Here is a 20864-nt window from a genome sequence, read left to right on the forward strand (position 1 = left end):
TGCCCGGCCGGCACTCGCTGGCCGGGCGTCCTTTCATGCGTCTTGAGCTTATGACCCGCCAAACTCAATCCTCGTCGAAAATAGCTCGCGTGCTGTTTGGCCTGCTGGCCTACGTGAGCCTGGGCATTGGCCTGATCGCAATAGTGATTCCGGGCCTGCCGACCACTGAATTCATTCTGCTTGCGGCCTGGGCCGCGACCAAAAGCTCACCACGCCTGAGTGCCTGGCTCGAGAACCATCGTTTGTTTGGCCCGATTCTGAGCAACTGGCGCAACGGCAAAATCATCCAGCGCAAAGCCAAAGTCAGCGCCACGGTCAGCATGCTGCTCTGTGCCGGGCTGATGCTGTATGTGCTGGATCACGACTGGCCCGTATTCCTCGCCATTGCCGGCATGAGCATGGGCAACCTGTGGATCTGGTCCCGGCCAGAGCGCCTGCCCAAGGCAGCTACCGCCCCGCAGAACCACTGACCCGCAACCCTGCTGCGGGCGCAGGCACAGGGTTATGGGTTGATCGCATTACAGGGTCAGCAAGCCGCTATAAAGCCCGTACGCCGCCGAGAGTGCCGCGCACAATACCGCAGCAAAAATCAGTTTCTCCCAGTGCTTGAATAGCGGCTCACCCTGCTCCCGCTTGGCCTTGGCAAAAAACAACACCCCAGGGGCATACAGCAAAGCCGAGAGCAGCAGGTATTTGGGGCCCGCCGCATACAGCAGCCACATGGCATAAATCAAAGCGACCGCGGCCACGAGCAGGTCCTTGACCCGCCGCCTGCTCGCCAGCGAGTAGGTCTCTCCTCGTATGCACAACAATACCGAATAGGCGGCCGACCACAGGTAGGGCACCAGAATCATCGAAGACGCCAGATAGATCAGACTGGTGTAGGTGCCCGACGACACCAGGGTGATGATCAGGAAAATCTGAATCATCGAGTTGGTCAGCCACAAGGCGTTAACCGGTACATGATTGGCGTTTTCCTTTTTCAGGAACGCCGGCATCATTTTGTCCTTTGATGTGGCAAACAGGATTTCGGCGCACAGCAGCGCCCATGACAACAACGCCCCCAACAGCGAAATGGCCAGCCCGATGCTGATCAGGATCGCCCCCCAGTCCCCTACCAGATACTGCAGCACACCGGCCATCGACGGGTTCTGCAGACTGGCCAGCTCCGGCTGGGTCATGACCCCGAGCGACAGCACATTCACCAGCATCAGCAACGCCAGCACCCCGAGAAAACCGATCACCGTGGCCTTGCCCACATCCGAGCGTTTTTCGGCCCTGCCCGAGTACACACTGGCGCCTTCGATACCGATAAACACAAACACTGTGACCAGCATCATGTTGCGCACCTGGTCCATCACGCTGCCCAGATCTGGCGCACCGCTGCCCCACAGATCCCGGGTAAAAATGTCCGCCTTGAAGGCTACCGCTGCAATCACGATAAACATCACGATCGGGACAATTTTCGCCACAGTGGTCAACTGGTTGATGAACGCTGCTTCCTTGATTCCGCGCAATACCAGAAAGTGCACGCCCCACAGCAACAAGGAGGCACAGCCGATGGCTACCGGTGTGTTGCCCTGGCCAAACATCGGGAAGAAATAGCCCAGAGTGCTGAACAGCAGCACGAAGTAGCCGACGTTGCCCAGCCAGGCACTGATCCAGTAGCCCCAGGCCGATGAGAACCCCATGTAGTCACCAAAGCCGGCCCTGGCATAGGCGTATACACCTGAGTCCAGTTCTGGCTTGCGATTGGCGAGTGTCTGGAAGACAAAGGCCAGCGCCAGCATGCCCACTGCCGTGATCCCCCAGCCGATCAACACGGCACCGCCAGCAGCATGCGCGGCAATATTTTGTGGCAAAGAAAAAATACCGCCGCCAATCATTGAGCCGACCACCAACGCAATCAGGGCGTTGAGTCGAAGCTTGTGTGCCTGCTGTGACATTGCCACCTCTTTTTCAGTTAATTATTAATGGGCATCCGATCACAACCGCTGGCTGGCTAAATATAACTGCACCCTGAACGTTCATTAAGGTTAAGCCATAAGTAAGCTTTTTTTAATAACAACCTTTTCTATTGAAACCTAAAAGACAACTCATATGTAAATGACATTTTAATTTTTAGACCGGCAGATGAAACCTCGCAATCACATTTGCAAATCTGAAAATACTGTCTAGCTTCAATCCCCACGCAAATGCAGTAAAGCTGCAGCGTCAACCGAGAGTATCCCTGTCTGGAACACGCTTTCCAGAGCGCGTCAAAATAAGCCGCAATGGCGACTTCTCTTCACTACTAACAATGGAATGTAGTAATGCCCTGATCTAAGTCAACTGGCTCAAAAAACCAACGGACTAACCTTTAGGCCTCACTTCTCCTAGATTGGAGTCACTACAAATGTCTGATACTCCTGGAAAACTTCGACTGGGTGCATTGGTTGCGCTGGTAGTCGGCTCAATGATTGGCGGCGGTATTTTTTCACTGCCCCAAAACATGGCTGCAAGTGCCGATGTAGGCGCTGTTCTTATCGGGTGGGCAATCACTGCGGTAGGCATGCTGACCCTGGCTTTCGTCTTCCAGACCCTGGCTAATCGCAAACCGGATATCGACGGCGGCGTTTACGCCTATGCCAAGGCCGGCTTTGGCGATTACATGGGTTTCTCATCGGCCTGGGGCTACTGGATCAGTGCCTGGCTGGGCAACGTCGGTTACTTCGTGCTGCTGTTCAGCACCCTGGGCTACTTCTTCCCGATCTTCGGCGAAGGCAATACCCCGGCAGCCATCATTGCGGCCTCGATTTTGCTCTGGGCCGTGCACTTTCTGGTATTGCGCGGGATCAAGGAAGCAGCGTTCATCAACCTGGTAACCACCGTTGCCAAGGTAGTGCCGCTGGTACTGTTTATCCTGATTGCCCTGTTCGCGTTCAAACTGGACATCTTCACCAGTGACATCTGGGGCCTGAAAAACCCGAGTCTGGGCAGTGTGATGGATCAGGTGCGCAACATGATGCTGGTCACCGTCTGGGTGTTCATCGGTATCGAAGGGGCGAGCATCTTCTCCTCCCGCGCCGAAAAACGCTCTGACGTGGGTAAAGCCACCGTGATCGGCTTCATCACCGTATTGCTGTTGCTGGTACTGGTGAACGTGCTGTCGCTGGGCATCATGACTCAACCGGAACTGGCAAAACTGCAGAACCCGTCGATGGCTGCCGTGCTTGAGCACGTAGTGGGCCACTGGGGAGCGGTACTGATCAGTGTCGGCTTGATCATCTCGCTGCTGGGTGCCCTGTTGTCCTGGGTGCTGCTGTGTGCCGAAATCATGTTCTCGGCGGCCAAGGACCACACCATGCCGGCCTTCCTGAAAAAGGAAAACGCCAACCATGTACCGGTCAATGCCCTCTGGCTGACCAACGCCATGGTGCAGTTGTTCCTGGTGATCACCCTGTTCTCGGCCAGTACCTACCTGTCGCTGATCTACCTGGCCACCTCGATGATTCTGGTGCCCTACCTCTGGTCCGCAGCCTACGGTTTCCTGCTGGCAGTGCGCGGCGAGACCTACGAAAACGCCCTGAGAGAACGCAAGAAAGACCTGATCATCGGCGGTATCGCCCTGATCTATGCCATCTGGCTGATCTATGCCGGCGGCCTTAAATACCTGCTGCTCTCGGCCCTGCTGTATGCACCTGGCGTCATTCTGTTCGCCAAGGCCAAACATGAGAGTGGCCAACCCGTCTTCACCAATATCGAGAAAGTGATTTTTGCCGCAGTAGTGATTGGCGCCCTGGTGGCGGCCTATGGACTCTACGACGGCTTCCTGACCCTGTAAAACCCTGTTTATGCACTTTGGAGGATGACTGTAATGACCACGGAAAAAGTGAAGTACGGCGTACATTCCGAAGCCGGAAAGCTGCATAAGGTTATGGTTTGCTCCCCGGGCCTGGCTCACCAGCGCCTGACACCGAGCAACTGCGATGAACTGCTGTTTGATGACGTGCTGTGGGTCAACCAGGCTAAACGCGACCACTTCGATTTTGTGACCAAGATGCGTGACCGCGGCATCGATGTGCTGGAAATGCACAACCTGCTGACCGACATCGTGGCCATGCCGGAAGCGCTGGACTGGATTCTGGATCACAAGGTCACACCCGATCAGGTTGGCATCGGCCTGGTCAGTGAAGTCAAAGCCTGGATCAAAAGCCTCGAACCACGCCAGGTTGCCGAGTACTTGATCGGCGGCGTGTCTGCCGACGATCTGCCGGACAGCTTTGGTGGCAAGACCATCCAGATGTTCCGCGATTTCCTGGGTCACACCAGCTTTATCCTGCCGCCGCTGCCCAACACCCAGTTCACCCGTGACACCACCTGCTGGATCTACGGCGGCGTGACGCTGAACCCGATGTACTGGCCGGCCCGTCGTCAGGAAACCCTGCTGACCACGGCGATCTACAAGTTCCACCCTGAGTTCACCAACGCTGACTTCCAGATCTGGTACGGCGACCCGACCATCGACCACGGCAACGCCAGCCTCGAAGGCGGCGACGTAATGCCTATCGGTAAAGGCGTGGTCCTGATCGGTATGGGTGAACGCACCTCACGCCAGGCCATCGGCCAGCTGGCGCAGAACCTGTTCAAGAACAAAGCAGTGGAGCGGGTCATCGTCGCGGGCCTGCCCAAGTCCCGCGCCGCAATGCACCTGGACACGGTATTCAGCTTCTGCGACCGCGATCTGGTGACGATCTTCCCTGAAGTGGTCAACCAGATTGTTGCTTTCTCGCTGTATCCGGACGAAAGCAAGGCCGGCGGCGTAGACGTGCGCCGTGAAGAAGCCAGCTTCCTCCAAGTGGTAGCCAAGGCCCTTGGCCTCAAGGCTCTGCGTGTGGTCGAAACCGGGGGCAACTCCTTTGCCGCCGAACGCGAACAGTGGGATGACGGCAACAACGTGGTGGCCCTGGAGCCTGGTGTGGTGATCGGTTATGACCGCAACACCTACACCAACACCCTGCTGCGCAAAGCCGGAGTCGAAGTAATCACCATCAGCGCCTCCGAGCTGGGTCGCGGCCGTGGCGGCGGCCACTGCATGACCTGCCCGATCATCCGCGACCCGATTGACTATTAATTCATTCATTAGATTGCTTGCGCCCCGCCCCATAAGGGACGGCGCAAGCCGGTTAACCAGAAACCCAGGAGATCCCCATGGCGTTTAACATGAAAAACCGCAGCTTGCTCAGCCTGATGCATCACACTCCCCGTGAGCTGCACTTCCTGCTGGATCTGTCCCGCGATCTCAAGCGCGCCAAGTACACCGGTACCGAAGAGCCGCACCTGAAAGGCAAAAACATTGCCCTGATCTTCGAGAAAACCTCAACCCGCACCCGTTGCGCGTTTGAAGTGGCCGCCCATGACCAGGGTGCGCACGTGACCTACATTGATCCGGTTTCTTCGCAAATCGGTCACAAAGAAAGCATGAAAGACACCGCTCGGGTTCTGGGTCGCATGTTCGATGCCATCGAATACCGTGGTTTTGCCCAGGAAATCGTTGAAGAGCTGGCCAAGTACGCAGGCGTACCGGTATTCAACGGCCTGACCGCCGAGTTCCACCCGACGCAAATGATCGCTGACGCGCTGACCATGCGCGAACACAGTGACAAGCCGCTGCACAACATCAGCTACGCGTACCTGGGCGATGCCCGCAACAACATGGGTAACTCGCTGCTGATGATCGGCGCCAAGCTGGGCATGGACGTGCGCATCGGCGCGCCGAAAAGCCTGTGGCCAGAAGAGTCATTCGTGAAGCAGTGCCAGGAATTCGCCAAAGAAAGCGGCGCTAAAATCACCCTCACCGAAGACCCTAAAGCGGCGGTCAAAGGCGTGGACTTCATCCACACCGACGTATGGGTATCGATGGGCGAGCCCGTTGAAGCCTGGAACGAACGCATCAAGCTGTTGCTGCCGTATCAGGTCAATGCCGAGATGATCAAAGCGGCAGAAAACCCACGGGTGAAATTCATGCATTGCCTGCCCGCATTCCACAACTGCGAAACCAAAGTCGGCAAGGATGTGGCCGAGCACCATCCAAACCTGAAAAACGGTATTGAAGTGACCGAGGACGTGTTTGAGTCACCGGTGAACATTGCCTTTGAGCAAGCAGAAAACCGCATGCACACCATCAAGGCAATCCTGGTAGCAGCACTGGCTGACATCTAAGGCCCGCTGGTTTCGTGCGGCAGCCGGCTTGCCGGCGATGCCATCACCCCGGAGCAGGACCAATGACCGGGGCGTCTGCATCGCGAGCAAGCTCGGCTCCAGCGGGACTCGAGCCGCTCCCCGTTTTTTATAAGGACATTTTTATGCGTATCGTCGTAGCACTGGGCGGTAACGCCCTTTTGCGTCGCGGTCAGCCCATGACTGCAGAGAACCAGCGTGAAAACATCCGCACCGCTGCTCAGCAAATTGCCCTCATCGCCCCCGGTAACGAACTGGTGGTGGCCCACGGCAATGGCCCGCAAGTAGGCCTGCTGTCGCTGCAGGCGGCGTCTTACACTGCCGTCGACCCGTACCCGCTGGACGTGCTGGGCGCTGAAAGCGAAGGCATGATCGGTTATATGATTGAGCAAGAACTGGGCAACGTATTGCCCAAGGAAACGCCGCTCGCCACCTTGCTGACCCAGGTTCAGGTCGACCCGAAAGACCCGGCGTTCCAGAACCCGACCAAACCGATCGGCCCGGTTTACAGCAAGGCCGAAGCTGAAAGCCTGGCTGCGGAAAAAGGCTGGAGCATCGCCCCGGACGGTGACAAGTTTCGTCGTGTAGTGGCCAGCCCGAAACCCATGCGCATTTTCGAAATCCGTCCGATCAAGTGGATGCTGGAAAAAGGCACCACCGTCATTTGTGCAGGCGGTGGCGGGATCCCGACCATGTATGGCGAGGACGGCAACCTCAAGGGCATCGAGGCCGTCATCGACAAGGACCTGTGCTCGTCGTTGCTGGCCCAGGAGCTGAAAAGTGACTTGCTGGTAATCGCCACTGACGTCGTCGCGGCCTTTATTGACTGGGGCAAGCCTTCGCAAAAAGCTATTGCCCAGGCGCACCCGGACGAGCTGGAAAAACTCGGCTTCGCCAATGGCTCCATGGGCCCTAAAGTCGAGGCAGCTTGCGAGTTTGCCCGCAAAACCGGCAAGACCGCCGTAATTGGCGCCCTGGCGGATATCGAAGCTATCGTTCAAGGGAAGGCGGGTACCCGGGTCAGTACTGAAAAGCCCGGCATCAGCTATTTTTGAACCTGGGGGCAGACCTGGCGGTCTGCCCTTTACCCCTCATACACTCAGGAGTTGCCCCTATGGCCTCGTTCGAACCCGGTCACCTGCATATCCATCGCGAACCGCTTCAGCCGGGTGACTTCGGGTATGACATCAAGATCGATTACCAGGTCGTTCAAGATCCCAAGGAAGGCAAGTCGATGCAGTTCGACATGCACGGCCGGATCAACCAGAACGACTTCAAGGAGTCGTTCACCCTGCCCAAGGATCAGTGGTTCGACTTCGCCAGAGTCGGCTTTAAAATTGCCGTGGATAACGGCATGCCCACCTCGGCCAACATCCTGTCGATGCATAAGTATTACGACCTGATGTTCAAGGATGTCCGCCAGCAGCTGGACGTGCAGCTTGGCGACCCGGTCAAACCCGAACACCTCGAATAATGCGTGAACCCTGATCGCCGGCAGCCGGCTCCCACATCGTTCAAGTCAATTTGAAACCTTGTGGGAGCCGGCTTGCCGGCGATGCAACCAACGCCCCCTCGCCCTCCGATTTCACCAATCTCCCGCGCCAAGGCATACTGGCGGCCTCCGCTGGCCAGAAGTGTTCTTTGTTCCCATGCGTATCCACGTCAGTTTTATCGACCGCGTCGGCATCACCCAGGAAGTTCTGGCGTTGCTCGGCGGGCGGAACCTCAACCTGGATGCGGTGGAAATGGTCCCGCCCAACGTTTATATCGACGCTCCGACCCTGAGCCCGCAAGTGCTCGACGAGTTGCGCGAGGCACTGTTCAGCGTCAACGGGGTGCAGGCCGTGACGGTGGTCGACATCCTTCCCGGACAACGCCGCCATCTGCAACTTGATGCGCTGCTCGCGGCCATGACCGACCCGGTACTGGCGCTGGACAGCGATGGCCACGTACTGCTGGCGAACCCGGCGCTGATTGCCCTGTACGGCCATGAACCCACCGGTGAAAGTATCGGCGAGCTGTTCAGTGACCCCGGCCTGCTCGATGTACTGCTGGAGCACGGCTTCCGCCTGCCCCTGCGCGAAGTGACGCTCAACGGCCACCCGCTGATGCTCGACGCCACCCCGATTACCGATGCCGGCGCCCTGCTGACCCTGTACCAGCCAAGCCGCATCGGTGAGCGCCTGGCCGCGCTGCACCACGATCACGCAGAAGGCTTTGACGCCCTGCTCGGTGAGTCACCCGCCATCCGCACCCTCAAGGCCCGGGCCCAGCGTGTAGCGGCCCTGGATGCGCCGTTACTGATCCAGGGCGAGACCGGTACCGGCAAGGAACTGGTGGCCCGTGCCTGCCATGCCATCAGCGACCGTTTTGGCGCCCCCTTTCTGGCCTTGAACTGTGCGGCGCTCCCCGAAAACCTGGCCGAAAGCGAACTCTTCGGCTATGCCCCCGGCGCCTTCACCGGCGCCCAGCGCGGAGGCAAACCGGGGCTGATGGAACTGGCCAACAATGGCACGGTGTTCCTCGACGAAATCGCTGAGATGTCGCCTTACCTGCAAGCCAAGCTGCTGCGCTTTCTGAATGACGGCAGCTTCCGCCGGGTAGGCGGCGAGCGCGAGGTCAAGGTCAATGTACGGATCCTCAGCGCCACCCACCGCAACCTCGAAAAGATGGTCAACGAGGGCACCTTTCGCGAAGACCTGTTCTATCGCCTGAACGTACTCAACATTGAAGTGCCGCCACTGCGCGAACGCGGCCAGGACATATTGTTGCTGGCACGCACTTTCATGCAGCAGGCCTGCACCCAGATCCAGCGCCCCGTTTGCCGCCTGGCACCCGGCACCTATCCGGCGCTGCTGGGCAATCGCTGGCCCGGTAACGTGCGCCAATTGCAGAACGTGATCTTTCGTGCAGCTGCGATCTGCGAAAGCACCCTGGTCGACATTGGCGACCTGGACATCGCCGGTACCTCGGTTGCACGGCAAAGTGACGGCGAGGTGGAAACCCTGGAGCACGCAGTCGAAACCTTCGAGAAAGCATTGCTGGAAAAGTTGTACGTCAGCTATCCCTCGACCCGTCAGTTGGCCAGCCGCCTGCAAACCAGCCACACCGCCATTGCCCATCGCCTGCGCAAGTATGGTATCCCCGGCAAGGCCTGACCTGTAGCGCCAGCCAGCCGGCTATCACCAAGCCCCCACCTGTCGTATCGAAATCATTCCACCGGATCGATTTCGATACACCCTGTCTATTCCACTGCTGTGCAAGGCCATGATCCTCATGGATTTTTTTTCTGCCCCAGCACTGTATCGATTTCGCTACAGCACAGTTTTCAATCTGCGCCGCTGAATCACTCAAGCCACTGATAAATAACGATATTTATAAACTGGCAACCATTTTGCAATGAACTCTCCCATAAGCTCGTTCCGAGCGAGCAATTACCCGTGACCACCAGACATGTCTGGCCCTGAGGAGTTTCCATGAGCGAATTGCGTTTTACTGAAGACCACGAATGGCTGCGCGCCGAAGCTGATGGCAGCGTGACTGTGGGAATTACCGCGTTTGCGCAAAACGCTCTGGGTGATGTGGTGTTTGTCCAACTGCCTGAATTGCAGTCCTACGACAAAGGCACCGAAGCCGCCACCGTTGAGTCGGTCAAGGCCGCCAGCGGCGTCTACATGCCCCTGGACGGTGAAGTGCTGGAAGTAAACCCGGCGCTCGAAGACAGCCCGGAACTGGTTAACGAAGACCCTCTGGGTCAAGGCTGGTTCTTCCGTTTCAAGCCTGCTGATGCGAATGCCGTCGAGCAATTGCTGGATCAAGATGCCTACGACCGCTTGATCAAAGCTCAAGACGACAACTGAGGAGCCTGTCATGACCATCAATCTCAGCACCGCCAATGAATTTATCGCACGCCACATAGGCCCGCGTCAGGCCGATGAGCAAGCCATGCTCGCCACCCTCGGTTTTGATTCCCTTGAAGGCCTGAGCGCCAGCGTGATCCCGGAAAGCATCAAGGGCACCAGCGTTCTCAACATGCCGGCCGGGCAAAGCGAAGCCGACGCGCTGGCCTCGATCAAAGCCATCGCCGCCAAGAACCTGCTGTGCAAGACCTATATCGGCCAGGGCTATTACAACTGCCACACCCCTTCGCCGATCCTGCGCAACCTGCTGGAAAATCCGGCCTGGTACACCGCCTACACCCCGTACCAGCCAGAAATCTCCCAGGGCCGCCTCGAAGCCCTGCTCAACTATCAAACCCTGATCAGCGATCTCAGCGGTCTGCCGATTTCCAACGCATCGTTGCTCGATGAGGCCACCGCCGCCGCCGAGGCAATGACGTTCTGCAAGCGCCTGAGCAAGAACAAAACCAGCCGCAGCTTTTTTGCTTCCAGCCACTGCCACCCGCAAACCCTCGACGTGCTGCGCACCCGTGCCGAACCACTGGGCATTGAGGTGGTCGTGGCTGATGAGCGCGATCTGACTGACGTGTCGGCCTTCTTCGGTGCCCTGCTGCAATACCCGGCAAGCAACGGCGACGTGTTTGATTACCGCGACCTGGTTGAACGTTTTCATGCCGCCAATGCACTGGTGGCCGTAGCGGCTGATCTGCTGGCCCTGACCCTGTTGACACCGCCAGGCGAGTTTGGCGCCGACGTGGCCATCGGCAGCGCCCAGCGTTTTGGCGTACCTCTGGGCTTCGGCGGCCCCCATGCGGCCTACTTCGCCACCCGCGATGTCTTCAAGCGCGACATGCCGGGGCGTCTGGTCGGTGTTTCGGTTGACCGTCACGGCAAACCGGCATTGCGCCTGGCCATGCAAACCCGCGAGCAACATATCCGCCGCGAGAAGGCCACCAGCAACATCTGCACCGCCCAGGTCCTGCTGGCCAACATCGCCAGCATGTACGCCGTGTACCACGGGCCCAAGGGCCTGAGCCAAATCGCCCGGCGCGTTCACCAACTGACGGCGATCCTGGCCAAAGGCCTGAGCGATCTGGGACTGAAGGTCGAGCAAACCGCCTTCTTCGACACCCTGACCCTGAACACCGGCAGCCACACCGACGCCCTGCATGCCAAGGCCCACGCCCAACGCATCAACCTGCGCCTGATCGATGGCCAGCGTCTGGGCCTGTCGCTGGACGAAACCAGCGGCCAGTCCGATGTTACTGCGCTGTGGGCGTTGCTGGCAGCGGACGGTCAGACCCTGCCTGACTTCGACGCACTGGCCGCGACAGTGACCGGCACCCTGCCGGCGGCACTGCTGCGCCAGTCGCCGATTCTCAGCCACCCGGTATTCAATCGCTACCATTCTGAAACCGAACTGATGCGCTATCTGCGTCGTCTGGCGGACAAGGACCTGGCCCTGGATCGCACCATGATCCCGCTGGGCTCGTGCACCATGAAGCTCAATGCCGCCAGCGAAATGATTCCGGTGACCTGGGCCGAGTTCGGCAACCTGCACCCCTTTGCACCCGCCGGGCAAAGCCTGGGCTACCAGCAATTGACCACCGAACTGGAGGCCATGCTGTGCGCTGCCACCGGTTACGACGCCATCTCGCTGCAACCGAACGCCGGCTCCCAGGGTGAATACGCCGGCCTGCTGGCCATTCGTGCCTATCACCAGAGCCGTGGTGAAGAACGTCGCGATATCTGCCTGATCCCGTCCTCGGCCCACGGCACCAACCCGGCAACCGCCAACATGGCCGGGATGCGCGTGGTGGTGACGGCATGCGATGCACGGGGCAACGTAGACATCGAAGACCTGCGCGCCAAAGCCATCGAGCACCGCGAGCACCTGGCGGCCCTGATGATCACCTACCCCTCGACCCACGGTGTATTCGAGGAAGGCATCCGCGAAATCTGCGGCATCATTCATGACAACGGCGGCCAGGTGTACATCGACGGCGCCAACATGAACGCCATGGTCGGCCTGTGCGCACCGGGCAAGTTCGGCGGCGACGTGTCCCACCTCAACCTGCACAAAACCTTCTGCATCCCCCATGGCGGCGGCGGCCCGGGTGTCGGCCCGATCGGCGTCAAATCGCACCTCACGCCATTCCTGCCGGGTCACGGCACCATGGAACGCAAGGAAGGCGCGGTGTGCGCGGCACCGTTTGGCAGCGCGAGCATTTTGCCGATTACCTGGATGTATATCCGCATGATGGGGGGCGAAGGCCTCAAGCGTGCTTCGCAGCTGGCGATCCTCAATGCCAACTACATCGCCCGCCGTCTCGAAGAGCATTACCCGGTGCTGTACTCGGGCAGCAACGGTCTGGTGGCACACGAATGCATTCTTGACCTGCGCCCGCTCAAGGACAGCAGCGGCATCAGCGTCGACGACGTGGCCAAGCGCCTGATCGACTTCGGCTTCCATGCGCCGACCATGTCGTTCCCGGTGGCCGGCACGCTGATGATCGAGCCGACCGAGAGTGAATCCAAAGAAGAACTGGACCGCTTCTGCGAAGCCATGATCCGCATCCGCGAAGAAATTCGCGCGGTCGAAAACGGCAGCCTGGACAAGGAAGACAACCCGCTGAAAAACGCCCCGCACACCGCCGCTGAAATGGTCGGTGAATGGACCCACCCGTACAGCCGCGAACAGGCGGTGTATCCGGTGGCGTCCTTGATCGAAGGCAAATACTGGCCGCCGGTTGGCCGGGTCGACAACGTATTCGGTGACCGCAACCTGGTGTGTGCGTGCCCGTCCATCGAAAGCTACCAGGAGGCGTAACCCACCCATCCCTGCAGGAGCGAGCTGTTATGCAACGAGAAGCTCGCGCCTGCAGTGGATGATGTTTTTTGCCAATAAACCTATAAGAAACCGGAGAACCCCATGTCGTTAAGCGTGTTCGACCTGTTCAAGATTGGCATCGGCCCCTCCAGCTCCCATACCGTCGGCCCCATGCGCGCAGCCGCGCGTTTTGCCGAAGGTCTGCGCCGTGATGAACTGCTGCAAGACACAGCCTGCGTGAAAGTTGAACTCTATGGCTCCCTCGGCGCCACCGGTAAAGGCCACGGCAGCGACAAGGCCGTGCTGCTGGGGCTTGAAGGCGAGCATCCGGATACCGTAAACACCGAAACCGTAGCCGAACGTCTGGCCACCATTCGCAGTAGCGGGCGTTTGAACCTGCTGGGCGAACACCCCATCGATTTCAACGAAAAGTCGCATCTGGCGATGATTCGAAAACCCCTGCCCTATCACCCCAATGGCATGATTTTCCGGGCGCTGGATGGCGCCGGGATTCAGATCCGCAGCCGCGAGTATTACTCGGTGGGCGGCGGCTTTGTGGTGGATGAAGGCGCGGCAGGCGCTGATCGCATCGTCGAAGACAGCACCCCCTTGAAATACCCGTTCAAGACTGCCAAAGACTTGCTGCGCCATTGCGTCACCCACGATCTGTCGATCAGCCAGGTGATGATGGCCAATGAAAGCGCCTGGCGCCCTGAAGCACAAACCCGCAGCGGCTTGCTGAATATCTGGCAAGTGATGCAGGACTGCGTGAGTGCGGGCTGTCGTAACGAAGGTATTTTGCCGGGCGGCCTGAAGGTCAAGCGACGGGCGGCAGCGCTGCACCGTCAGTTGTGCGCCAACCCCGAGGCCGCGCTGCGCGATGCGCTGTCAGTGCTGGACTGGGTGAATCTGTACGCCCTGGCCGTCAATGAAGAAAACGCCAACGGCGGCCGGGTGGTCACAGCGCCCACCAATGGTGCGGCGGGGATTATTCCGGCGGTTCTGCATTACTACATGCGTTTTATTGGTGGGGCCAATGAGGACGGCGTGGTGCGCTTCATGCTGACTGCCGCCGCCATCGGCATTTTGTACAAGGAAAATGCCTCGATCTCGGGCGCCGAAGTGGGCTGCCAGGGCGAAGTGGGCGTGGCCTGTTCCATGGCCGCAGGCGCGTTGTGTGAAGTGCTGGGCGGCAGCGTTCAGCAAGTCGAAAACGCCGCCGAAATCGGCATGGAGCACAACCTTGGCCTGACCTGCGACCCCATTGGCGGACTGGTACAGGTGCCCTGCATCGAGCGCAATGCCATGGGTTCGGTCAAGGCCATCAATGCCGTGCGGATGGCCCTGCGCGGCGACGGCCAGCATTTTGTCTCACTGGACAAGGTAATCCGCACCATGCGCCAGACCGGCGCCGACATGAAAAGCAAATACAAAGAGACTGCCCGCGGCGGTCTGGCCGTCAACATTATTGAGTGCTGATTTTCAAGGAGTGACCAATGTCCACCGAACAACTGCTTAAAACCCCGCTGCACGCACTGCACCTTGAACTCGGGGCCCGTATGGTGCCGTTCGCCGGTTATGACATGCCGGTGCAATACCCGTTGGGTGTAATGAAAGAACATCAACATACCCGTGAACATGCCGGGTTGTTCGATGTGTCGCACATGGGGCAAATTCTGCTGAGCGGCGCTGATGCGGCCAGGGCCCTGGAAACCCTGGTCCCGGTAGACATCATTGACCTGCCGGTTGGCATGCAGCGCTATGCCATGTTTACCAATGAACAAGGTGGCATCCTGGATGACCTGATGGTCGCCAATCTGGGCAATGACCAGCTGTTTCTCGTGGTCAACGCCGCCTGCAAGGACCAGGACCTGGCGCATCTGCGCAAACACCTGGGCAAGCACTGCGACATCCAGCCGCTGTTTGAAGAACGCGCCCTGCTCGCCCTGCAAGGTCCGGCAGCGGTTACCGTGCTGCAAGGTCTGGCTCCCGAAGTGGCAAGCATGACCTTTATGCAATTTGCCCCGGTCACCCTGCTGGGAACTGAATGCTACGTCAGTCGTTCGGGCTACACCGGGGAAGACGGTTTTGAGATTTCGGTCCCCGCTCAACACGCAGAGGCACTGGCGCGCCACCTGCTGGCCGATCCGCAAGTGCAAGCCATCGGCCTTGGCGCCCGTGATTCGCTGCGACTGGAGGCCGGCCTGTGCCTGTACGGGCATGACATGAACGACAGCACCACGCCGGTTGAAGCCAGCCTGCTCTGGGCGATCTCGAAAAATCGGCGCGCCGAGGGTTCCCGGGCCGGCGGTTTTCCGGGTGCAGACATCATTTTTGCCCAGCAGCAAAACGGCGTAGCGCGCAAGCGTGTGGGCCTGCTGCCCCAGGAGCGCACACCCGTACGTGAAGGCGCTGAAATCGTTGACGCTGAAGGCACTGTCATCGGCAATGTATGCAGCGGCGGTTTTGGGCCGACTTTGGGTGCGCCTCTGGCCATGGGTTATCTGGATACAGCCTTTACCGCGCTGGACTCAGAGGTGTGGGCAATCGTGCGCGGCAAACCTGTACCGCTGAAAGTTTCGAAGTTGCCATTTGTTCCACAACGTTATTATCGCGGGTGAGCTAAAGCTTAATTAGTGCAGTTGCATGTTCACGCTCCATGGGTGTCATGCAACCGCCACCAAATGGTGCAAACTTTCGATAGCGAAAACACATGTTTCAACATGAGCGCAATCGAACATCCGCATGATCAACAGCCTTGTAAAACTGCATTAACAACCTGAAAAAACGGGCTTGGCGCGGCCTGCCAAAGGGGCTTGTTTTTTCATTTCCGGTTTCGTAAAGTTTGCTCACTGTGTTTGCATGGGTCGCTGGAATCGTGACCTGGGCAGTAGCTCTATGTTTGCTACAACCCGTTCTGCGTCTCTTACTTTCCTGCAACCCAGCACCAGTCCTCTTACACAACTAAGAGGCTGTCATTAATTGTTAGCGTCAAGGAATTAAGAAATGTCCCAACGTCAGAGCGGTACCGTTAAGTGGTTTAACGACGAGAAAGGTTTTGGTTTCATTACCCCGGAAAGCGGTCCGGACCTGTTTGTGCACTTCCGTGCCATTCAGGGTAATGGCTTCAAAAGCCTGAAAGAAGGCCAGAAAGTGACCTTCATCGCAGTTCAGGGCCAAAAAGGCCTGCAGGCTGATGAAGTGCAAGCAGAAGGCTAAGCTTTCTCGCGTTGAAAAGCCTCTGATGGTGACATCAGAGGCTTTTTTGTTGGCGTAATTCCGTAAGATGGCGCTTTTCCTTCACGAGACCCTGCCATGTCGAAACAACCGCTTAGCCCGCAAGGCGACTTTCCCGCCGTTGGCCTGGGGCGCCGCCTGGCAGCTATGTTCTATGACTTTTTGCTGTGCACGGCCCTGCTGATCGTCACTACGTTCATCTACAAACTGATCATGATGAGCTTTATCGGCGAAGCCAAAATGCGGGCGTTGTCCGAGTCGGGCGCTCTGGATGGCGACCCGCTGCTTTCCACCATTTTGTTTTTTGTCCTGTTCGGTTTCTTTGCCAAGTTCTGGACCCACTCAGGGCAGACCCTGGGCATGCAGGTCTGGGGCATACGCGTACAGAATGCCGATGGCAGCGCGATCAGCCTGTGGCAGGCCCTGCTGCGATTTATCGTCTCTATCGGCTCCTGGCTGTGCCTGGGGCTGGGGTTTATCTGGTCGCTATTCGACAAGCACAAACGTACCTGGCACGACATGTACTCCAGCAGTCAGCTGGTACGCATTCCCAAGCCAAAGAAATAAAAAAAACCCGTATCTCGCGATACGGGTTTTTTATTAGCAGTGACTTCAGAACTGCAGGAGCAACATGCTCGCTCCTGCAATTCACATCAGGTTATTCAGCCAGCTTGAAGGTAATGAAGCTGGCACGACCCTGACGCAGAACCCGCATCGATACCGAACGGTTCTTCGGCAATGCCTTGGCAATATCAGTGAACTGCTTGGCATTGGTAATTGCCTGATTGTTCAGATGAGTAATCACGTCGCCAGGTTGCAGGCCGATCAGGGCAGCCGGGCCGTCCTGTACGTCTTTGATGATCACGCCACCTTTGATGTCATTGGCTTTCTGCTGCTCTTCGGTCAGATCCGCCACGGACACGCCCAGACGATTGCTGCTGAGTTCTGCACCTGCTGCAGGAGCCATTTCTTTCCCTTCATCGGGAATAGCACCCACCGTCAGATCCAGGGTTTTGCGCTTGCCGTCACGAACCACTTCAAGGGTCGCCTTGCTGCCGGCCTTGAGCGCGCCAACCAGGTGCGGCAGGTCTGCGGACATCACGATCGGCTGACCATTCATGCTCAGGATCACGTCACCCACTTGCAGGCCGCCTTTGGCAGCAGGACCATCATCGAGCACCTGAGCCACCAGCGCACCGGCCGGTTTATCCAGGCCAAACGACTCGGCCAGGTCTTTGTTGACCTCTTGAATCACCACACCCAACCAGCCACGGCTTACCTTGCCGCCTGCCTTGAGCTGATTGGCAACATCCATCGCCACATCGATAGGAATGGCGAAGGACACGCCCATGAAGCCGCCGGAACGGGTATAGATCTGCGAGTTGATGCCCACCACTTCGCCCGTCAGGTTGAACAACGGGCCACCCGAGTTACCCGGGTTGATCGGCACGTCAGTCTGGATGAACGGCACGTAGCTTTCATTGGGCAGGCTGCGACCGATAGCGCTGATGATGCCCTGGGTTACAGTGTGGTCAAACCCGAACGGCGAACCGATGGCAACCACCCACTGACCGGCCTTGAGGTCCTGGGATTTACCCAGTTTCAAAACAGGCAGGTTTTTGCCCTCGATTTTCAGCAATGCGACGTCGGAACGGGGATCAGTTCCGACCAGCTTGGCTTTCATTTCGCTGCGGTCAGACAGGCGCACAACGATTTCATCAGCATCCGCCACCACATGGTTGTTGGTCAGAATGTAGCCATCCGGCGAAATGATGAAACCCGAGCCCAGGGACTGGGCCTCACGCTGACGGCCACCCTGGCCACCACTGCCTGGGGGCAGGCTGCGTTCGAAGAAGTCGCGCAGGCCGGGCGGCAAACCTTCGAGGTCAGGCATTTGGCCCATGCTCGATACTTTGCGCTCCGGCAGCTTTTGTGTGGTGCTGATATTCACCACAGCCGGAGAGGCTTGCTCGACCAGCTGCGTGAAATCAGGTAACTGCGCTTCAGCAAGAGCCGGCACTGCCTGCCCGAGCATCAGCACGGCTGCAAAAATGGGTAAGTAAGATTTCAATCGAGGCATTGATTTACAGCTCCCGTTAATAGCAAGCAGAGTTAAGCGACAGGCACCAAAAAACTAAAGCCAGCATAGACCCTTTTTTTTGGCCCCGGAAAACAAACAAGGCCAGAGCCTTGCGGGCCCTGACCTGTACGAAAAGATAAAAGGTACGGTAAAACTGAATGCTCACCCATCATGTTCGAGCACCGCTATGGCTTGCCCTGGGGCGCAGGATCGCTCTGACCGGCACGCATCGAGAGTGCGATGCGCTCTGCGGTACCCATCGGAATTTCACCCACAACAGTGGCCATCATGTTCCCCTGCGGGGTGGTGAGATGCCTTGACACCGCAACGGTCGGGCCCAGCTGCAACCGCGTATCGGGTACAGCGTTACCCTTCAGTGGCTCAAGAAACACGGAGAAGCGCGTCAAACCATCGTCATACAAGAGGCTGGTAACTTCAGACTTGGTCTTGGGATCCAGGCGCACTGTACTGCTGATCTGTTCAAAACCCGGCGGCAACCAGTCGGAATGCCAGACATGCGAAGTTTTGACTAAAGGTGGCTCAGCATCAGCCGCAACAACGGGACGGCATTTACCAGTGGGCTTGAGTTCACTGTCATCCGGGGGCGTAGTATCGATACTGGTGAACTGGAAACGCTCAAGTAACTGCCCTTTATCATTGAGTAACAACGATTTCAGCGCTAAACCGGTTTCGTTATCCAGATACAGTTCAACCCCGTAACGATGTTGATCGCGAGGGGTGAAAGCAATTACTGATACCGGTCTTCCAGCGACCCGAGAGTCGCCAACTTTTGCAACCGAATACCAGTCATCAATTCTCTTGGTATCGAGCTGACGCGCCGTAGCTGCAGGAATATCCCCGAGACCGGAGATAAACTTGCCAGTGACGCACTCGGTATGTCCATCTGCACGAACAACCTCTTGCGCAGCACCGTCCAACTGCATCAGTCGTTCACGAACGGAGCCGTCCTGCACTCGGTGCCAGATGCCATGGGTAGAAAAACTACCATTACGTTCGTAGACGAAAGTGCCCTTGTAGCTTTGTTGTTGCTCGGCTTGCCCAAGACGTTTGAGCCAGTCCCGGGCTTCATCTGCCTGGGCCGGAAGAACAAACAGGCCCGTCAGCAGAAGAGGTAACAGAGGTAGGACGCGCATGATGGTCCTTAGCGATTTTCCAGGCTGGCAGCACGAGCATAAGGCAGAGGGCTTTCAGTCCCCTTCATCGCCGCTTGCTGGGCATGCTGGCGCAGATAACCTGGCAAACGCTGATCTTGCCATCCTGGCTGACCTTGCAGAACACCGTTAGCCATGGGACCGGTGGCCTGATCGGAGCTCTCGCTGTAGTTTGCCAGTACCGCCGGGCCTTTAACCATCGGAGCGCTCAGGCTCTGCTGGCTGTTTTGCTGGGCCAGCTGGGCACCTACGATGTCATCCTGGTTGTACAGTCTTACGCCCGCCAATACGGCAACGGTGACCGAAGCAGCGACGGCCAGACGGCCAATGCTGCGCCACGGACCACGTACGACTTTGGCAGGGGCCTGCTCTTCAGCCAACGCGGCCGAAACGGCAGATGCGATATCCAGACGCGGAATCAACAGGTCTTTGTGCATCACAGCACGCGCCACCTGATAACGGGACCAGGTCTCACGTGTTTGTGTATCGTCAAAGGCATTCAACACCCGACGCAATTCCAGTTCGTCCGCTTCGTTATCCATCACCGCGGACAGCGATTCCTGCAGGGCTTCACGACTCATGGCGGTTCCTCTCTTGGCTATCGCCGCTGTCTCAGTTTTCCTGCAACAACGGCTGCAGGGCTTTATCGATGGCTTCCCGAGCGCGGAAAATCCGGGAGCGCACGGTACCCACCGGACATTGCATGACGCTCGCAATGTCTTCGTAACTCAGACCATCAAACTCACGTAAAGTTAACGCCGTACGCAAATCTTCTGGTAATTGCTGAATGGTGCGGTGAACCGTGCCCTCAATCTCGTCACGGAGCAAAGCGCGCTCCGGCGACTCAAGATCCTTGAGACCGTGATCACCATCATAAAATTCAGCGTCTTCAGAACTCACATCACTATCAGGGGGACGTCGACCGCGAGACACCAGATAGTTTTTCGCCGTATTGATGGCAATACGATACAGCCACGTATAAAAGGCACTGTCACCGCGAAAATTACCGAGTGCCCGATAAGCCTTGATAAAAGCTTCTTGAGCGACGTCCTGGGCTTCATGGGTGTCGTGCACAAAACGCACGATCAACCCGAGAATTTTGTGTTGATACTTCAACACGAGCAGATCGAAAGCTCGCTTGTCGCCACGCTGTACGCGCTCGACCAGCTGCTGATCCTCTTCCTGGGTTAGCATGAACACTCCTCATAAGACCGGGAGGAAGATTGCTTTGCTAATTGATCAGGCTTGCAAACATAGACTCGGCTTTTACGCAAAAGTTCTCTCCCCCCTGGCAAGTTTCCTGCGCACTCTGATTTGGCACGCACGAAAACGCAGCTCGGGTCAGCCCGGCTGCGTCGATAATCTTGTCGCCAAATTCAGCAACTGAAGTCAGACCATAACCCCAGCTGCACATTTGACGCTGTTCT

18 protein-coding genes are annotated in these 20864 nt (G+C 57.9%); 13 read left to right on the forward strand and 5 right to left on the reverse strand.

Features of this window, described 5'->3' with window-relative positions:
* Positions 1–50: 50 nt before the first annotated feature.
* Positions 51–470 (forward strand): YbaN family protein, encoded by a 420-nt coding sequence (locus B195_RS17310; RefSeq protein WP_051060445.1) that lies wholly within the window; start codon positions 51–53, stop codon positions 468–470.
* Positions 471–518: 48 nt separating this feature from the next.
* Here the strand turns inward: B195_RS17310 and arcD (B195_RS17315) are convergent, their stop codons facing one another.
* Complete coding sequence (gene arcD, locus B195_RS17315) at positions 519–1946, reverse strand: arginine-ornithine antiporter (protein WP_003440663.1); 1428 nt, start codon at positions 1944–1946, stop codon at positions 519–521.
* Between the two features lie 449 nt (positions 1947–2395).
* Here arcD (B195_RS17315) and arcD (B195_RS17320) point away from each other — a divergent pair, with 449 nt between their 5' ends.
* The 12 genes from arcD (B195_RS17320) (at position 2396) to B195_RS17375 (ending at position 16752) form a co-directional block, all read left to right on the forward strand.
* Entirely contained in the window at positions 2396–3823 is a 1428-nt protein-coding gene (arcD, locus tag B195_RS17320) for an arginine-ornithine antiporter (RefSeq protein ID WP_003440661.1), read from the forward strand.
* 33 nt (positions 3824–3856) lie between these two features.
* A complete protein-coding gene (gene arcA / locus B195_RS17325) occupies positions 3857–5113 on the forward strand; it encodes an arginine deiminase (RefSeq protein ID WP_003440658.1) in 1257 nt (418 codons plus the stop codon).
* Between the two features lie 77 nt (positions 5114–5190).
* Complete coding sequence (locus tag B195_RS17330; protein ID WP_003440656.1) at positions 5191–6201, forward strand: ornithine carbamoyltransferase; 1011 nt, start codon at positions 5191–5193, stop codon at positions 6199–6201.
* Between the two features lie 143 nt (positions 6202–6344).
* Entirely contained in the window at positions 6345–7274 is a 930-nt protein-coding gene (gene arcC, locus B195_RS17335; RefSeq protein WP_003440653.1) for a carbamate kinase, read from the forward strand.
* 59 nt (positions 7275–7333) lie between these two features.
* A complete protein-coding gene (locus B195_RS17340) occupies positions 7334–7693 on the forward strand; it encodes a DUF5064 family protein (RefSeq protein WP_003440650.1) in 360 nt (119 codons plus the stop codon).
* Between the two features lie 175 nt (positions 7694–7868).
* Positions 7869–9377 (forward strand): sigma-54-dependent transcriptional regulator, encoded by a 1509-nt coding sequence (locus tag B195_RS17345; protein ID WP_003440647.1) that lies wholly within the window; start codon positions 7869–7871, stop codon positions 9375–9377.
* 318 nt (positions 9378–9695) lie between these two features.
* A complete protein-coding gene (gene gcvH / locus B195_RS17350; RefSeq protein WP_003440638.1) occupies positions 9696–10079 on the forward strand; it encodes a glycine cleavage system protein GcvH in 384 nt (127 codons plus the stop codon).
* A 10-nt stretch (positions 10080–10089) separates the two neighbouring features.
* Complete coding sequence (gene gcvP, locus B195_RS17355) at positions 10090–12948, forward strand: aminomethyl-transferring glycine dehydrogenase (protein WP_003440635.1); 2859 nt, start codon at positions 10090–10092, stop codon at positions 12946–12948.
* Between the two features lie 102 nt (positions 12949–13050).
* Entirely contained in the window at positions 13051–14427 is a 1377-nt protein-coding gene (locus B195_RS17360; RefSeq protein WP_003440631.1) for an L-serine ammonia-lyase, read from the forward strand.
* A 17-nt stretch (positions 14428–14444) separates the two neighbouring features.
* Positions 14445–15569: a glycine cleavage system aminomethyltransferase GcvT gene (gcvT, locus tag B195_RS17365; RefSeq protein WP_003440627.1), complete on the forward strand. Its 1125-nt coding sequence runs from the start codon at positions 14445–14447 to the stop codon at positions 15567–15569.
* 385 nt (positions 15570–15954) lie between these two features.
* On the forward strand, positions 15955–16167 hold the full coding sequence (locus B195_RS17370; protein ID WP_003440624.1) for a cold-shock protein: 213 nt from the start codon (positions 15955–15957) through the stop codon (positions 16165–16167).
* 96 nt (positions 16168–16263) lie between these two features.
* A complete protein-coding gene (locus B195_RS17375) occupies positions 16264–16752 on the forward strand; it encodes an RDD family protein (protein ID WP_003440621.1) in 489 nt (162 codons plus the stop codon).
* 91 nt (positions 16753–16843) lie between these two features.
* On the opposite strand, the gene B195_RS17380 is transcribed toward B195_RS17375, so the two are convergent.
* The 4 genes from B195_RS17380 to rpoE form a co-directional block, all read right to left on the reverse strand.
* Entirely contained in the window at positions 16844–18265 is a 1422-nt protein-coding gene (locus B195_RS17380; RefSeq protein WP_003440619.1) for a DegQ family serine endoprotease, read from the reverse strand.
* A 185-nt stretch (positions 18266–18450) separates the two neighbouring features.
* On the reverse strand, positions 18451–19419 hold the full coding sequence (locus B195_RS17385; protein ID WP_003440616.1) for a MucB/RseB C-terminal domain-containing protein: 969 nt from the start codon (positions 19417–19419) through the stop codon (positions 18451–18453).
* A gap of 8 nt (positions 19420–19427) precedes the next feature.
* Positions 19428–20018 (reverse strand): sigma-E factor negative regulatory protein, encoded by a 591-nt coding sequence (locus B195_RS17390; RefSeq protein WP_003440613.1) that lies wholly within the window; start codon positions 20016–20018, stop codon positions 19428–19430.
* Positions 20019–20049: 31 nt separating this feature from the next.
* Positions 20050–20631: an RNA polymerase sigma factor RpoE gene (gene rpoE / locus B195_RS17395; protein WP_003172477.1), complete on the reverse strand. Its 582-nt coding sequence runs from the start codon at positions 20629–20631 to the stop codon at positions 20050–20052.
* Positions 20632–20864 lie beyond the last annotated feature (233 nt).

The organism is Pseudomonas sp. Lz4W, from assembly GCF_000346225.2.
Taxonomy (GTDB): Bacteria; Pseudomonadota; Gammaproteobacteria; order Pseudomonadales; family Pseudomonadaceae; genus Aquipseudomonas; species Aquipseudomonas paraversuta.

Excerpts from the sequence above, each read along its gene's own strand:
- B195_RS17310 (WP_051060445.1), top strand. The coding sequence starts at position 51 with ATGACCCGCCAAACTCAATCCTCGTCGAAAATAGCTCGCGTGCTGTTT.
- arcD (WP_003440663.1), bottom strand. The coding sequence starts at position 1,946 with ATGTCACAGCAGGCACACAAGCTTCGACTCAACGCCCTGATTGCGTTG.
- arcD (WP_003440661.1), top strand. The coding sequence starts at position 2,396 with ATGTCTGATACTCCTGGAAAACTTCGACTGGGTGCATTGGTTGCGCTG.
- arcA (WP_003440658.1), top strand. The coding sequence starts at position 3,857 with ATGACCACGGAAAAAGTGAAGTACGGCGTACATTCCGAAGCCGGAAAG.
- B195_RS17330 (WP_003440656.1), top strand. The coding sequence starts at position 5,191 with ATGGCGTTTAACATGAAAAACCGCAGCTTGCTCAGCCTGATGCATCAC.
- arcC (WP_003440653.1), top strand. The coding sequence starts at position 6,345 with ATGCGTATCGTCGTAGCACTGGGCGGTAACGCCCTTTTGCGTCGCGGT.
- B195_RS17340 (WP_003440650.1), top strand. The coding sequence starts at position 7,334 with ATGGCCTCGTTCGAACCCGGTCACCTGCATATCCATCGCGAACCGCTT.
- B195_RS17345 (WP_003440647.1), top strand. The coding sequence starts at position 7,869 with ATGCGTATCCACGTCAGTTTTATCGACCGCGTCGGCATCACCCAGGAA.
- gcvH (WP_003440638.1), top strand. The coding sequence starts at position 9,696 with ATGAGCGAATTGCGTTTTACTGAAGACCACGAATGGCTGCGCGCCGAA.
- gcvP (WP_003440635.1), top strand. The coding sequence starts at position 10,090 with ATGACCATCAATCTCAGCACCGCCAATGAATTTATCGCACGCCACATA.
- B195_RS17360 (WP_003440631.1), top strand. The coding sequence starts at position 13,051 with ATGTCGTTAAGCGTGTTCGACCTGTTCAAGATTGGCATCGGCCCCTCC.
- gcvT (WP_003440627.1), top strand. The coding sequence starts at position 14,445 with ATGTCCACCGAACAACTGCTTAAAACCCCGCTGCACGCACTGCACCTT.
- B195_RS17370 (WP_003440624.1), top strand. The coding sequence starts at position 15,955 with ATGTCCCAACGTCAGAGCGGTACCGTTAAGTGGTTTAACGACGAGAAA.
- B195_RS17375 (WP_003440621.1), top strand. The coding sequence starts at position 16,264 with ATGTCGAAACAACCGCTTAGCCCGCAAGGCGACTTTCCCGCCGTTGGC.
- B195_RS17380 (WP_003440619.1), bottom strand. The coding sequence starts at position 18,265 with ATGCCTCGATTGAAATCTTACTTACCCATTTTTGCAGCCGTGCTGATG.
- B195_RS17385 (WP_003440616.1), bottom strand. The coding sequence starts at position 19,419 with ATGCGCGTCCTACCTCTGTTACCTCTTCTGCTGACGGGCCTGTTTGTT.
- B195_RS17390 (WP_003440613.1), bottom strand. The coding sequence starts at position 20,018 with ATGAGTCGTGAAGCCCTGCAGGAATCGCTGTCCGCGGTGATGGATAAC.
- rpoE (WP_003172477.1), bottom strand. The coding sequence starts at position 20,631 with ATGCTAACCCAGGAAGAGGATCAGCAGCTGGTCGAGCGCGTACAGCGT.